Source organism: Alteromonas sp. 009811495 (assembly GCF_028865455.1).
GTDB lineage: Bacteria > Pseudomonadota > Gammaproteobacteria > Enterobacterales > Alteromonadaceae > Alteromonas.
On record NZ_CP113972.1, the window covers coordinates 909,837 to 924,616 of the forward strand.

Consider the following 14,780-nt stretch of genomic DNA (forward strand, 5'->3'; position numbering starts at 1 on the left):
ATTGCAAAGGCGAAAAAATCGTAGTGGTCAAAATAGCCAAATGTTAGTCAATAGCGTATTTTGATGGTTTTTGGCACAGAGTGAGGTTGGCTTTGTTTTTGGTGTTTTTTGTTTAAGTTTTTGAAATTATTGAGTAATTAAAAGTTGGCGCGGTCATTGAAATAGACTAGGTAAGTTTAGCAAATTGCACACAAGTGCATTCACTAAACATTACTCAATGTCATCCAATAAGGAAATCGTGCTATGAAAACGCTTGTAAAATCTATCGCTACTGTTGCAATTGCTACTATGTTCACTGGTGCTGCTATGGCCTCTACACAAATTGAGGCAGCAGATGACTCTGTTACTTCAAATCTTTGTGTTGCTGCAGCTACGGGTAATAAATGGAAATTGCATAAAGAGCTTAAACTGTCTGCTGTTGATAAGCAGTATGTTGCCAGCGAAATGACGTGTAACGGCATGTCTGTTGCTGAATTTGTTGACCAATACGGTGCAAACAGTGAAGCAATTAAAAAGTACCTAAATATTGAAAGCCAGGCTATTGCTAACGTTTCTTACAGCAAATAAGTTGGCGTTTCGTAACCTTGCCCATTCACCAGCAGTCATCGTGAATGGGCAATGGCTTGCTCAATATAGCGCACACCGTTCTCAAAAAAGTGTAAATGCCTTTAAGCTCCCAAATTCTAAAACCCAAACTTCAAAGCTCAAACCCTCACCTCAATACCCAAACTCAAACCCAAAACCATACACCTTAATGTCATTAGGTCGTTGTCACACAAATAGAAAATCTCTATAGTTCATACAGACAAGGCATTAACCGTCTTGATGCGCTAATTCTCTACACTACATTCCTGGTTTCTCTGCTACATGAAAATACTGCACACGTCAGATTGGCACCTTGGCCAAAGCTTTTTTACCAAAAGCCGTAAGAACGAACACGCTGCCTTTTTAAAATGGCTTCTTAATGAAGTTGAAATACACAGTGTTGATGCGCTTATTGTAGCAGGCGATGTGTTTGATACGGGTACACCGCCAAGTTATGCCCGCGAGCTATACCATGAATTTATTGGTGCGCTGCAAACAAAGAAATGTACGCTGATTGTACTGGGCGGAAATCACGACTCTGTATCTGTACTGAACGAAAGCAAAGCGTTGCTGAAATACTTAAATAGCCACGTTATCGCCAGTACTTTCGGCGATGCTGACGACCAGGTCATTACATTAGAAGACAGTCAGGGGAATTGCGGTGCCATCTTGTGCGCGGTGCCATTTATTCGTCCTCGTGATGTCATTATAAGTAGCGCAGGGCAAGATGCTGTTGAAAAACGCCAAGCGTTGGGTGATGCCATAAAACAGCATTACGCCACTTTGTTTCAAAAGGCCGTGTCGCTGCGTGAAGCGAGCTTAAGCGCAAGTGATAAGACGCTCCCCATCATAGCCACGGGACATTTGACAGCACTTGGCGTAAGTCAGTCAGAAAGTGTTCGCGATATTTACATTGGCACGTTAGAAGGTTTTGATGCATCGGGCTTTCCGCCGGCAGATTACATTGCTTTGGGTCATATTCATCGACCACAGAAAGTAGCCGGGAAAGCACACATTCGTTACTCTGGCTCGCCTATTCCCCTAAGTTTTGACGAGCTTAATACGCAAAAACAAGTAGTGCTGGTGGATTTTGATGGTGATGAAAATGGCCCTGAGATAACCACAATATCGGTGCCTCGTTTTCAGGCAATGCAAGTTATAAAGGGCGACCTTACCACCATAGAGCAAAAAATTACTACGTCTGACGACATTGCTAATGCCAGTGAAGCGCAGCCAGTATGGCTGTGTATTGAAGTAGAAACTCAAGACTACCTGACGGACTTACAGCAACGCATTCAGCAAATGCTAGACGGTAAACATGCTGAAATTTTGCAGCTTAAGCGGGTGAGAAAACAACAAGTAAAGCGCTTATCTGAAAAGCAGAATGTGCAGCTAAGTGAGCTGTCAGTTACTGAGGTGTTCGAAGCGCGACTTGAGCTTGAGAATTTTGACGACACGCCTGAGCGTATGTCGCGAATATCCAACTTATTTGCCGACGCTGTTGAGTTGGTCAACACCAATCAAGAAGACCTCGATAGTCAGCAAGGTGTTCAAAAGAGTATTCAAGATGGTGGCAAAAAGAGCGTTCAAAGTAGCGAGCTTGGCGAGACGCCAGAAAATACACCGCCAGAAGATACAGTGAGTTTACAGCAAACCTCGCTGTTCTTTGATGAGCCGGAGGATAAAGCATGAGGATCCTCAATTTACGTCTTAAAAACCTAAACGCCCTCAAAGGCGAGTGGAAAATTGATTTCACACAATCGCCTTTTGTAGACAATGGTTTATTTGCTATTACCGGGCCCACTGGCGCGGGAAAAACCACATTACTGGATGCCATCTGTCTGGCCCTTTACCACCAAACGCCGCGCCTAGGGGCGATTTCTGTGTCGAACAACGACATTATGACCCGCGGTACTGCCGAGTGTTTGGCTGAGGTAGAATTTGATATTAAGGGCAAAGCGTACCGCGCGTTTTGGAGTATGCGACGAGCAAGAGGCAAAGCTGATGGCAATTTGCAAAGTGCCGATGTAGAACTTGCCGAAGTTGAATCAGGTAAAGTGCTGGCCACACAAGTGCGACCTAAAAGTGACGAGATTGAGCGCTTAACGGGGCTTAACTTTGCGCGCTTTACAAAATCGATGATGCTGTCTCAAGGAGATTTCGCTGCATTTTTAAATGCTAATGAAGGTGATAGGGCAGAGCTCCTTGAAGAGCTTACTGGTACAGAGATTTATGGCCAAATATCACAAGCGGTGCATCAACAATTTACAGAGGCCAAGCAAACTAAAAAAGAATACTCGCTTAAATTAGAAGGTGTAACCCTACTTAGCGAAGAGCAAGTTTCGGCCCTTGAGCAGCAGCTTAGTGAAGTACAAGTGAATGTGAAGGCGCTGAATACGGATATTGAATATTTACAGCAACAAAAGCACTGGCAGCAAGCGTTACAAGAAAGCAAAAACGCAGTAAATACGGCAAAGCACGACAAAGCCGACGCTGATGCGGCAATAAGCGAAGCTAAAGATGAACTCGATAGCTTAAGGCGCAGTGAACCTGCCGAAGCGCTTAGGGTACCTTACGCGAGTATGCAATCACTCAAACGAGATGTAGAAAGCTATCAAACGCGCCTGAATGAAAAAACAGCGCTGTTGCCAGATGTGCAGCAACAAAAACAACAAGCCGGCCAACGTGTTGAACAGGCCCATGCTGCGCTTAATAATGCCAAGTCGCAAAGTAGCGCACTAGAGCAACGCATTACAAACGATGTTCTACCTATAGACAATGAACTTGGTCACAGTGAAAAAGCACTGCGTCATCACCGTGAATCTATTGAAACGCTTACCCGTGAATTAAGCGCGTTAGAGCAACAAAAAACGCAGCGAGAGCATGATGTGGCAAGTCAAAAGCGTGAGCAAGAAGCGCTGTCTAGCTACCTTAACGCGAACGCAAGCCTAGGCGCTATGGCCGAACACATTAGCGGGTGGCATGAAAGCGCAGGGCATATTGCCAATGAATATCAAACAATTTCAGCGTTGGCTCAAAAGCATGAAGCCGATACCCATAGTTTAGCCGAGCTTAAAGCAAAGCAGCAGCGCATTGAGCAATCTGTTGCAGCGCTTAGCACGCAGTGTGAAAAGGAACAGCAACACCTCGCACAATGCCAGCAAGCGCTTGATGCATTATTAGTTAACGGTGATAAAGCGGTACTGACGCAAGAGCGTGATAGCAAGCTAGCGCAGTGGAACAATTTGCTTCAGCTAGAGCATTTACAGCAACAATATAGCGATGCTGAAGGTCAGCTTAGTGAATTGACGTCGCAACACCATGCGCATCACGAAACCCTTAATCAGCAGCAGGCTGAGCGAAACCGTCTTGTCGAGTTGTACAAGCAAACCAGAACTGAGCTTAAAGATATTGAAGCACTTATCGCACTTGATGCTGAAGTGGCTCAGCTGCGTGCACAGCTTAAAGCCGGTGAACCGTGCCCTGTGTGTGGCGCAAACGAGCACCCTGTATCAAGCGTAGCGATAGACGTACCAGAGACTATTACGCGTCGTGATGCCCTTAAGCAAAAGCTAGAAAGCATTGAGCTAGAAGGTGCCAAAGCCAAAGAGAGTGTTACTAACGCAGAGCTCACACTTGCGCAAATTGAAAAGCAGTGCGACCAACTTACTGCGTCTAAGGAATCGCTTACTGCCAAATGGCGTGGCCTTACCGAGGAACTCATCGCTGCCTTTGCGTCGTTTAATGAGACGCTACCTGCACTTGATGTTACAAACAAAAAGGGCCTGTCAGATTTTGTGGCCCAGTTTAAAGCGCGAGGCGAGGCAATAAAAGCGCAGCTTGAGAGCATAGCTCATGCAGAAGCCGCCTTAAATGGCGCAACGTCTACCGTGACGGACACAAACAATACCTTGTTAAGTAAAACCAATGAAAAGCAGTTGATTGAACAACAGGTCACTTCGCTACAACAAAAAATGACCAATGACAGCGAGGCGTTAGAGAAAAAACAGCGTGATCTCGACAGCCGCACTCAGACGGTATTAACACGTATAGCTGAATTGCTAGAACAGGCGCCAGAACAAGAAAAAGTACAAGCACCCAGCGCACAAAACCTTCAGCAGTGGCTGGCTGATAAGGCTGAGGCTCTTAAAACCTACAAGCAAAATAAACAACAATTCGAAGCATTAACACCGCATATCACTGACTTTAATAATAAAGTTATCGAGCTGAAACGCGATATTGAGAGTGTGTCAAAGCAGTTAAAACAAGCGAACGATGAGAGCGTTAAAGTAGCGGAAACCATAGTAGCGCTAAAACAAAAACGAGACACTCTGTTTCCTGAGAAAGACATTGATGCACAACGAACCCAGGCAAGTAACGCAATAGCCAAAGCAGAATCAACTCTGCAAGACACCACGCAGCAATTGCATGCCGCCGATACGCGTGTGTCTACACTAGAAGCTGAAATTGCGCAGCTACACGAGCAATTAAAAGAGAAAAAAGCGGCATTTGAACAGGCCAATGCACAATTTACCGAAAAGCTGTCAGCAAGCCCGTTTGATGATGAGAAGGCCTTTACCGCCGCATTGCTTAACGATGATGAACGCAAACGGCTTGTCAGTTTAGAAAAAACACTTGTCGAAAAACACAGTCAAGCGCAACTGCGCTTATCCAATGCTGAAGAGGCATTAAACAAGCTGTTATCTCATGAGAATGCAAAATCGTGGCAGGCAAGCCTTGATGAGAAGGGCGCCATGTGGGTGTCAGACGCACTTGCAGAGAAAATGGCGCAAAAAGATACGTTGCTTTCACAGCAAGGGCAGGTAGAGCAGCAGGTTAGGGCAAATAATCAAGCGCGAGAAAAGCAGCAGCAGTTGGTCAGTGAAATGGCGTCGTTTGAAACCTACTACGATGACATTACTTATTTACACTCGTTAATTGGCTCGGCAAGCGGTGACAAATTCAGGCGCTTTGCGCAGGGCTTAACGCTAGACAATCTGGTGCAGCTAGCGAATCAACAGCTCGATAAACTACACGGTCGCTACCAGCTTATTCGCAAGGAAAACGAGGGGCTTGGATTAAGTGTGTTGGATACGTGGCAGGGCGACGTTGTGCGTGATACCAAAACCTTATCAGGCGGCGAAAGCTTTTTGGTGAGCTTAGCGCTTGCATTAGCGCTCTCTGATTTGGTGAGTCACAAGACCAGTATCGACTCACTGTTTTTAGATGAAGGCTTTGGCACATTGGATGCTGAAACGCTGGATGTGGCGCTTGATGCGCTAGATAACTTAAACGCCAGCGGCAAAATGATCGGCGTGATCAGTCATATCGAAGCCATGAAAGAACGCATTCCTACTCAGCTAAAAGTGATCAAGCGCAATGGCGTTGGGTTAAGTGCGTTAGAAAAACAATACGCGGTGGGGTAGACCCCTGCTTATAGGGGAGCTTAGTTACTACTAGCAAGATATTGAATTTGTGTTATTTTATCTGGCCAAACCTAGATATGGATGTCATGCACAGTGAAAAAAATAGCACTTCTTCCCCTTTTCGTTTCCTTCTTTTCTTACGGCAGCGCAGTTGAGTGCGAAAAGGAATTTGAATGGCTGAAAACTACGTTTGAAAACAACGATGCCGGTTTTCATCACGCCATCTCAAATAAAGGGCAGGAAAGCTATACTGCACACAATAATGCGATATTGGCGCGGATAAAAAACACAAATAGCCTAGCCCAGTGCCACGAGGCGCTGCGCGATTGGGTACTGTTTTTTCGCAAAGGCCACGTTGCGGTAACTATTAATAACAACAGCTCAAATGATGCTACAGGCTCATCGACGGTACACAATGTCGATATACCCGCATTCAAGCAATATCTAAAAGACAAACCTATTGAAGATTTAGAAGGTATTTGGCAATTCTCAAGCTATACGGTTGCGCTGAAAAAAGAAGGTAGTGAGTACAAAGGCTATATTACTGAAAGCGCTAACCCTGCTTGGAAAGTAGGGCAAGTGAAATTCATTATTCATGATTTTCAAGATAAAAGCGCAAATAAAGCCACGTTTTTTATGGGCGACCATTCTCCACGAGAAATAGACACTATTACGTTTTTAGGCCAAAACGAGGTGGTACTGGGAAATAACTTTATCGTAATGTCTCGTGAGGCGCCGCGAACAGAGTCGCCTGCTAATATCAAACGCTATCTGCGCATGCTTGATGCTAGCAAACCGTTATTTGAAAGAGTCTCGCAAGATACTGTATTAGTGCGTATACCTTCGTTCGACCATGTGTTCAAAAATGATATCGATGCGGTTGTTGCGCAAAACCTAGATACCATCTTAAAAACTGAAAACCTCATTATCGACATTCGCGGCAACGGCGGCGGCAGCGACGTAAGTTACGCGTCGTTAACACCCATTATGTATACAAACCCAATTCGCACCGTAGGAATGGAGTACTTATCTACCGAGCTTAATAACTCTCGAATGCTTGGTTTTCTTGAACATCCGCATTTTAGTGACGAAGAAAAGCAGTGGGCTAGAGAGGGTTACGAAACCCTTCAGCAGAACTTAGGTGTTTACATCAATATTGATGAAGATGTGACGGTTGAGACATTTGACAAGGTTCACCCACTGCCAAAGCGCATTGGTGTGCTCATAGATTCGAGTAACGGCAGTACCGCTGAACAATTTTTACTTGCCGCTAAACAAAGCCAAAAAGTGAAGCTATTTGGGCATACTACTGCCGGCGTACTTGATATCTCGAACATGCACCAAACTACGTCGCCAAGCGGTGCGTTCACACTACATTACAGCCTTACAAAAAGCCTGAGAATTCCCCACATGGCTATAGACGGCGTGGGTATACAACCTGATTACTACATCGATGATAAAACTCCACTATACGAGTGGATTTCGCATACGCAATCAATATTAGAAACGCAGTCACTTTAGACTGAAATATCAGTTGCTACAGCGTCATTAATAAGACGCTTTTGGACGTAGTGTTTATTACTTGTTTAAGCAAGTGTAGGCTTCCTTGCCTATGTGCTACGTTAGACTAACAGCCAAGTTCACGAGTAAGGCCGCCTAAACGGCCTTCAACGGCACTTTCTTTGTAGCTTGGTAACGATGGCATAATGTTTAGACCAGAGCGCGATTCGACTTCATTAACGGTTACTTCCGTAGCGCAGAAATTATCATTACGCGATGCATTTTGTTCCATAATAAATGCAGACGCTTCTACCCAACCGTTAACATTTGTAATGACTACCTTAAAGTATCCGCTTGGAATAATATGAGATTCGTCTGCCTCTGGAAGCGTCGCAAAATACCATTCGTACAATGGGCCTGATACTACGTAAACATCTTGTCCACTTCGAACAAAGCTTCGTACTGCGTTTTCTAAATCTACCCATGGGCCTTGGTTTAAGTCGGAGTCTTGCGGCGTAATATTAGATAGATAATTCAGTGACTGCCAGTCGCTTGTGTTGCTAAACGATGCCAGCGGAACTTGATGTCCTCTGTCCGTACCAATGGTTGCCCAAGCACTAGTGTAGTCGCCAGGCTCAAGTGTGTTTACTGAACTTATTGAAGGATCTGCTTTCCAGTTGCGGCTTCGAGAAGGTCCATCAATGGTACTTGGTGTAACATGATAAGCTACCCAGTTAGCAAACTTAGTTTGTCCGTTATTGTTGAGAGTATAAATAGATCTTGTGATCGTTTGACCAGAAAGCCCAGTTGGGCATTGATAGACACAGTTATCTGCGAGGGTGTTAAACGTAGTTAGTGCTAACAGCAATGCTAAATATTTTTTCATTATATTTCCTTTTGTTAGTGTGACCTACTTCTATGCAGGCTGTACTAAAGTACAGGTGAAACATGTCAGGAAATAGAAACAATTATTACAACATTCAATGGCTTATTTGTTGTTAGAAGGTGCGCGAGATACGCAATGTGGAAACACTCATAAACGGGCAGCTTACGGTAATTTGCAGGAAACTGAGGCCAAACAGGTTCATTTGCGGCGCGTAATCCTATAAGGTGCGTCGTCAAAATAATAATGGACCAATATTTATGGATTCAACGTCACGCCCGAGCCTGTTTCAGCGCTATATGAACGGCAGTTTGGTACTGCAAATTATCATCGGAATTGTATGCGGCATTGCGATAGCGACTTTGTCGCCCTCGTCAGCACAATCGGCTGGTTTACTAGGAACTCTGTTTGTCAAAGCCTTAAAAGCAATTGCACCACTGCTTGTTTTCGTTCTAGTGATGGCATCAATTGCCAACCATAAACAAAACGAGCAAACCTTTATTAAGCCCGTACTTGTCCTTTATTTAATAGGCACCTTGATTGCTGCATTAACAGCGGTGCTCGCCAGCTTTGCTTTTCCAACAAGCCTGAGCCTTGTGACGTCAGAGGTAAGCCAAGCTGCGCCAAAAGGCGTGTCAGAAGTCCTTACCACCTTGCTTTACAATATGGTAGATAACCCCGTAAACGCACTGGTTAATGGTAACTATATCGGCATTCTAACCTGGGCTGTAGGTCTTGGATTAGGGCTTAGGCATGCCAGCGAAGCAACTAAAGCCTTGCTTCAAAACATGGCAGACAGCGTAACCAGCGTTGTCAGTTTTGTAATAAAGCTTGCGCCATTTGGTATCTTTGGATTAGTGGCAAACACTATTGCCTCTACCGGTTTTAGTGCGCTTGTAGAATACGGGCAACTTATTACTGTGCTGGTTGGCGCTATGCTGTTTATCGCCCTTATCACCAACCCGTTGTTGGTCTTCTTGGCGACGAAAAAGAACCCTTATCCACTGGTATTTAAGTGCCTAAAAGAAAGTGGTATCACGGCGTTCTTTACGCGCAGTTCTGCGGCCAATATTCCGGTGAATATGGCCCTATGTAAACGCTTAAAGCTTGATGAAGATACGTATTCGGTGTCTATCCCGCTGGGTGCGACCATTAACATGGCCGGTGCAGCCATTACCATTACCGTGTTAACACTCGCGGCGGTGAATACCCTAGGTATAGCAGTTGATTTTCCAACGGCAGTTTTGCTTAGCGTTATTGCTGCTGTATCGGCGTGTGGTAGTTCAGGTGTTGCAGGTGGGTCGCTACTGCTTATACCCCTTGCCTGTAGCTTGTTTAATATTCCTAACGAAATTGCAATGCAAGTAGTGGCAGTGGGCTTTATTGTTGGTGTCATTCAAGACTCTGCTGAAACCGCGCTGAATAGCTCTACCGATGTGTTGTTTACTGCAGCCGCTTGTCAACGCGCTGAAAACTAAACCAGCGCGTCAGTCACTTCAAAAATAAGTCGTGCAGCCAGCTTGGCTGTGCGACTGTCTATATCAAACTGCGGGTTCATTTCGGCAATATCGCAAAGTTGCCACTGGTATTGCATGGCCTGTTGTTTTTCTGCCAAGTAACGTAACACGCGAATAACCAAAAGTGGGTCTATACCCAGTGCACTTGGCGCACTCACGCCAGGTGCTGCAGATGCTGGAAACGCATCTAAACACACGGTGACATAAAGCAAGTCAATGTCTTGCAACATGGGCGCTAAGGTGTCGCAAATGGTAGAAAAGTTACACTGAGTATCCAAAACGTAACGCGTATTAGAAGCGTCAGCAAATTCAAAAAGCGCAGAAGTATTCGCCGCTTTCGAAACACCGACACAGGCGTAACGAAAAGGCACATTGTGCAGTTGGCAGTGTTCATACACTTGCCTGAATGGTGTGCCTGAACTGGTGTTCGGGGCAGGTTTACGTAAGTCAAAGTGCGCATCAAAATTGATAATACCTATGCGCTTACCTGAACGTTTACCTGCGACAGTTGCCTGTTCAGCATGGTTAGCATGGGCATTAAAAAGCCCTAAGTAGCTTCCCCAGGCTATCTCATGACCGCCGCCTAAACCAATCACAAGTCGTTGATTGTCGGTAGGCTCCTTGTTAGTCGTACCCTTAGCCTTCGTGTGCAAATCGGCTGCAAGGGCATAACTGATAGCGTTTGCATATTGGTTCTGCGCTTGGGAGAGTGCACATTGTGGTATTGCCTCTTGCGCGGTACGCGACGTGTTATCGATATCTGAATTGCCATGTGAGCTATGTTGCGAATTAGCTGTTCGAATAGGGTCGACGCCCACATCGCCAAAATCAGTCAACTGAGCGTAAGGCCAGTGCCACGGCAAATTGGCAAGGGCGCCGCGGATTGCGTTAGGCCCAGCAGCGGCGCCAAGCCTGCCTTTGTTATGCTTAACGCCCAAATCGCTTGCAAACCCTACTAGCGCAACATCCGTGGTGACAGCATCACTTGCGAAGTCCTGAGGATCAACGTCATGCTTAACGCGCTGATGCCATCGCAGGCCTTTTTCACCATCTTCACTGTCAGTACGACCTTGCCAGTTAAACATGAACACCTCCTTTATAAATGGCAGTGGGGCGATGTCCATTAATGCAATAAGCAAGTTCAGCAGGGGTATCTATATCCCACAACGTGATATCCGCCACTTTGCCTGCATCAATAACGCCTCTGTCGGTTAAACCTAGTGCCTTTGCGGCATGTGCGGTAATACCTCGCAGCGCCTCTTCAGGCGTTAACTGAAATTGGACGCAGGCCATGTTCATTGCCGTTAAAATAGATGCAAGGGGCGAGCTTCCCGGATTAAAGTCAGTTGCCACTGCCATAGGCACATTATGGCTTCTAAGCGCGTTAATAGGCGGCTTTTGTACTTCGTTCAAGTAATAAAACGCCCCAGGCAACAACACCGCAACGGTTCCGCTTTGGGCAAGCTCAGGGACGTCGCTGTCAGCCAAGTATTCAATATGATCCACCGATAGCGCATTGTAGCGCGCAGCCAGTAAAGCACCTTTGCTGTCGCTAAGTTGCTCTACATGGGCTTTTACGGGTAGTCCAAGTTCAAGGGCTTTGTTAAACACCCGCTCGGTTTGTGCCGTTGAAAACCCTATGGTCTCGCAAAATACATCTACCGCATCGGCAAGGTGCTCTGTTGCCATAAGTGGCATAGCCTGCTCGCATACAAAATCGATATAGGCATCAGCATCATCAGCAAATTCGTGAGGCAGCGCATGTGCCCCTAAATAGGTCGTACAAACTGAAACAGGCAGTAATTGTTCAAGCTGCTTGGCAACTTTTAACATGCGTACTTCAGTGTCGATATCGAGTCCATATCCCGATTTTATTTCAACCGTTGTGACGCCTTCTTCGCATAGCCTTTTTGCTCGTTTAACGGCATTTTTGAGTAACTCTTCATTACTCGCGCTTCGCGTACTGGCGACGGTGCCTTTTATGCCGCCACCTCGCTGAGCAATTTCAAGATAGCTGGCACCGCGAAGACGTTGTTCAAATTCTATGGCGCGATTGCCGCCATACACCAAATGCGTGTGGCAATCGACAAAACCGGGCAATAGCCATTGATTATTGCCGTCAATAAGTTGTTTAGCAGCTTCAGCGTGTTGTTGAAACTCGCGGTTATTTTGCGCGTCGATAAGCGCAACAATGTGACCATCTTTAACGGCCACGGCCGTGTCTAGTAGTTCTCCGTATAGGGCATTGTTATCTTGCATAGAGGCAATGCGCACATTGTGGAATAAGGCGTCGTATTGATAATTCATGGCCAAATGTTGCTTCCTACGTAAAGACAAATTTTGTACTGAGTCTACTTGTACATACTTGTATATACAAGTATGCTGTTATCAAAATGTTAAAGACTAAGAGTAGTACATCCTTGTTATGCAGCCACGTTACGTATTAATCAAAACGGCAATACTAGATGCCATAGAAAAGGGTGACATGAAGCCAGGAGAGCAGGTGCCCTCGGAAAACCAGTTGGCACAGCAGCATAGCGTAAGTCGAATGACAGCAAGGCGTGCACTTAGCGAGATGGTCGATGAAGGTATTTTGATGCGAAGCCAAGGAATTGGAACCTTTGTGTCTGATCATCGCCCCATGAGTTCTATGCTGGAAATAAAGAGTATTCGCGATGAAATTGAGCAACGCGGACATCAATACAGCAACGAAATCTTATTGTTGGAGCGCACTTCGGCAAGCGCTGACATCGCTAGGCGATTAGGGCTAAGCGAAGGAGATGACGTATTCCATAGCATTATCGTGCACTGCGAAAACAAGCTTCCCGTGCAGTATGAAGACCGCTGGGTTTGCCCAAAGTGGATAGCAGATTACCTTGATAAAGACTTTAAAGCGCAAACGGCGAACTACTACTTAAACCAAGTTGCACCTTTGTCACAGGCCGACCATAGCGTGGAAGCCGTGTTGGTAGACAAAGACATTGCTCAATCGCTTCTTATTCAACATAAAGAGCCTTGCTTGAAAGTAACAAGGCGCACCTTTACACGCACAAAGCTGCAAGAAAACACATCAGATAACACAGTGGTAAGTCACGCGGTGCTATATCACCCCGGAAGCCGTTACCGCTTAGGTGGCCACTTAGAATTCTAATAACGGCCTTCACATATTTTTGGAGAAGTTTATGAAACGCCTCGACCCTACACGAGTCATTCGCGCCCCAAAGGGCACTACGCTGAATGCTAAAAGTTGGCAAACTGAAGCGCCACTTCGCATGTTAATGAACAACTTAGATCCTGATGTTGCCGAGCACCCTCAAAATCTTGTGGTATACGGTGGTATTGGCCGTGCGGCCAGAGACTGGGCGTCATTCGATAAAATTGTCGAGGTGTTAAAGCGCCTGAACACCAACGAAACATTACTAGTGCAATCGGGTAAACCGGTTGGCGTGTTTCCTACTCACGAAAACGCACCTCGCGTACTCATTGCAAACTCTAACCTTGTGCCACACTGGGCTAACTGGGAGCACTTTAACAAGCTCGATAAAGAAGGCTTGATGATGTACGGGCAGATGACCGCAGGCTCTTGGATTTATATTGGCTCGCAAGGCATTGTGCAGGGTACATATGAAACATTTGTCAGTGTTGCTAAGACCCATTTCGATGGCCAAGCAAAGGGACGTTGGATCTTAACCGGTGGTCTTGGTGGTATGGGGGGCGCACAGCCTCTAGCGGCAACCATGGCGGGTTTTTCAATGATTGCCGTAGAAGTGGATGAAAGTCGTATCGATTTTAGAATTCGCACTGGTTATGTTGATAAAAAAGCGAGCTCGATTGATGAAGCATTAGATATGTTGGCTCAGGCAGAAAAAGCAGGTACGCCTATTTCAATTGGTTTGCTTGGCAATGCGGCTGAAGTATTTCCAGCGTTACTTGAGCGCGGTGTTATCCCTGATGTGGTTACCGATCAAACCAGTGCACACGACCCGCTAAATGGCTATTTACCAGTAGGTTGGTCGATGGAGCAAGCTGTATCTGAGCGCGCCGCTGATGAAGCGCACGTGGTAAAAGCGGCTAAGCAGTCTATGGCGCTGCAAGTAAAAGCGATGCTAGGGTTCCAACAGGCTGGGGCGGCAACGCTAGACTACGGCAACAACATTCGTCAAATGGCACTAGAAGAAGGAATTGCTAATGCCTTTGACTTCCCAGGTTTTGTGCCAGCCTATATTCGCCCGCTTTTCTGTCAAGGCATAGGGCCCTTTAGATGGGCTGCGTTATCTGGCGACCCTGAAGATATTTACAAAACTGACGCCAAGGTAAAAGAGCTTATTCCTGATAATCCGCATTTGCACAATTGGCTTGATATGGCCAAAGAACGTATTCAATTTCAGGGGCTACCCGCGCGTATCTGCTGGGTTGGGTTAGGTGAAAGACAAAAACTTGGTTTGGCCTTTAACGAAATGGTGCGCAATGGTGAACTAAGTGCGCCAGTGGTCATTGGGCGCGATCATCTTGACTCTGGCTCGGTAGCGTCGCCGAACAGAGAAACAGAATCTATGCTTGATGGCTCTGACGCAGTCTCAGATTGGCCGTTATTGAATGCACTTCTCAATACCGCAGGTGGTGCAACGTGGGTAAGCCTGCATCACGGCGGCGGCGTTGGTATGGGCTTTAGTCAGCATTCTGGTGTGGTTATTGTGTGCGATGGCTCAAAAGAAGCTGACGAACGCATTGCGCGCGTGCTTCACAATGACCCTGCAACAGGGGTTATGCGTCATGCCGATGCTGGATACGATATTGCAAAAACCTGTGCGAAGAAGCACAACTTAGACTTGCCAATGTTAAATACGGCAAAATGCGAGGAATAAGCGA

Annotated in this window: 10 protein-coding genes; 7 read left to right on the forward strand and 3 right to left on the reverse strand. The window is 46.0% G+C overall.

Features of this window, described 5'->3' with window-relative positions:
- The first annotated feature begins 243 nt into the window (after positions 1-243).
- The 4 genes from OZ660_RS04135 to OZ660_RS04150 all read left to right on the forward strand — a co-directional run bounded on the left by OZ660_RS04135 (position 244) and on the right by OZ660_RS04150 (position 7,532).
- Complete coding sequence (locus tag OZ660_RS04135; protein WP_159623839.1) at positions 244-567, forward strand: DUF3718 domain-containing protein; 324 nt, start codon at positions 244-246, stop codon at positions 565-567.
- A 300-nt stretch (positions 568-867) separates the two neighbouring features.
- Positions 868-2,277 (forward strand): exonuclease subunit SbcD, encoded by a 1,410-nt coding sequence (sbcD, locus tag OZ660_RS04140; RefSeq protein WP_274742652.1) that lies wholly within the window; start codon positions 868-870, stop codon positions 2,275-2,277.
- A complete protein-coding gene (locus OZ660_RS04145; protein WP_274742653.1) occupies positions 2,274-6,011 on the forward strand; it encodes an AAA family ATPase in 3,738 nt (1,245 codons plus the stop codon). Before sbcD ends, OZ660_RS04145 begins: the two co-directional genes overlap by 4 nt.
- A gap of 93 nt (positions 6,012-6,104) precedes the next feature.
- Positions 6,105-7,532, forward strand: coding sequence for a S41 family peptidase (locus OZ660_RS04150; protein ID WP_274742654.1), 1,428 nt, complete (start codon positions 6,105-6,107; stop codon positions 7,530-7,532).
- A gap of 106 nt (positions 7,533-7,638) precedes the next feature.
- On the opposite strand, the gene OZ660_RS04155 is transcribed toward OZ660_RS04150, so the two are convergent.
- A complete protein-coding gene (locus OZ660_RS04155) occupies positions 7,639-8,397 on the reverse strand; it encodes a DNA/RNA non-specific endonuclease (protein WP_274742655.1) in 759 nt (252 codons plus the stop codon).
- A gap of 257 nt (positions 8,398-8,654) precedes the next feature.
- Here OZ660_RS04155 and sstT point away from each other — a divergent pair, with 257 nt between their 5' ends.
- Positions 8,655-9,872 (forward strand): serine/threonine transporter SstT, encoded by a 1,218-nt coding sequence (sstT, locus tag OZ660_RS04160; RefSeq protein WP_274742656.1) that lies wholly within the window; start codon positions 8,655-8,657, stop codon positions 9,870-9,872.
- On the opposite strand, the gene OZ660_RS04165 is transcribed toward sstT, so the two are convergent.
- Complete coding sequence (locus OZ660_RS04165; RefSeq protein ID WP_274742657.1) at positions 9,869-10,996, reverse strand: formimidoylglutamase; 1,128 nt, start codon at positions 10,994-10,996, stop codon at positions 9,869-9,871. The genes sstT and OZ660_RS04165 overlap by 4 nt on opposite strands.
- Entirely contained in the window at positions 10,989-12,218 is a 1,230-nt protein-coding gene (hutI, locus tag OZ660_RS04170) for an imidazolonepropionase (RefSeq protein ID WP_274742658.1), read from the reverse strand. The genes OZ660_RS04165 and hutI overlap by 8 nt, the downstream gene beginning before the upstream one ends.
- A gap of 118 nt (positions 12,219-12,336) precedes the next feature.
- Between hutI and hutC the strand changes: the two genes are divergently transcribed.
- Positions 12,337-13,062: a histidine utilization repressor gene (gene hutC / locus OZ660_RS04175; protein ID WP_202263940.1), complete on the forward strand. Its 726-nt coding sequence runs from the start codon at positions 12,337-12,339 to the stop codon at positions 13,060-13,062.
- A gap of 31 nt (positions 13,063-13,093) precedes the next feature.
- Positions 13,094-14,776, forward strand: coding sequence for a urocanate hydratase (hutU, locus tag OZ660_RS04180; protein ID WP_274742659.1), 1,683 nt, complete (start codon positions 13,094-13,096; stop codon positions 14,774-14,776).
- Positions 14,777-14,780 lie beyond the last annotated feature (4 nt).

Bases quoted from the DNA above. Each gene is read 5' to 3' on its own strand.
- hutU (WP_274742659.1), top strand. From the start codon at position 13,094: ATGAAACGCCTCGACCCTACACGAGTCATTCGCGCCCCAAAGGGCACT.
- OZ660_RS04165 (WP_274742657.1), bottom strand. From the start codon at position 10,996: ATGTTTAACTGGCAAGGTCGTACTGACAGTGAAGATGGTGAAAAAGGC.
- hutC (WP_202263940.1), top strand. From the start codon at position 12,337: ATGCAGCCACGTTACGTATTAATCAAAACGGCAATACTAGATGCCATA.
- sstT (WP_274742656.1), top strand. From the start codon at position 8,655: ATGGATTCAACGTCACGCCCGAGCCTGTTTCAGCGCTATATGAACGGC.
- sbcD (WP_274742652.1), top strand. From the start codon at position 868: ATGAAAATACTGCACACGTCAGATTGGCACCTTGGCCAAAGCTTTTTT.
- hutI (WP_274742658.1), bottom strand. From the start codon at position 12,218: ATGAATTATCAATACGACGCCTTATTCCACAATGTGCGCATTGCCTCT.
- OZ660_RS04135 (WP_159623839.1), top strand. From the start codon at position 244: ATGAAAACGCTTGTAAAATCTATCGCTACTGTTGCAATTGCTACTATG.
- OZ660_RS04145 (WP_274742653.1), top strand. From the start codon at position 2,274: ATGAGGATCCTCAATTTACGTCTTAAAAACCTAAACGCCCTCAAAGGC.
- OZ660_RS04155 (WP_274742655.1), bottom strand. From the start codon at position 8,397: ATGAAAAAATATTTAGCATTGCTGTTAGCACTAACTACGTTTAACACC.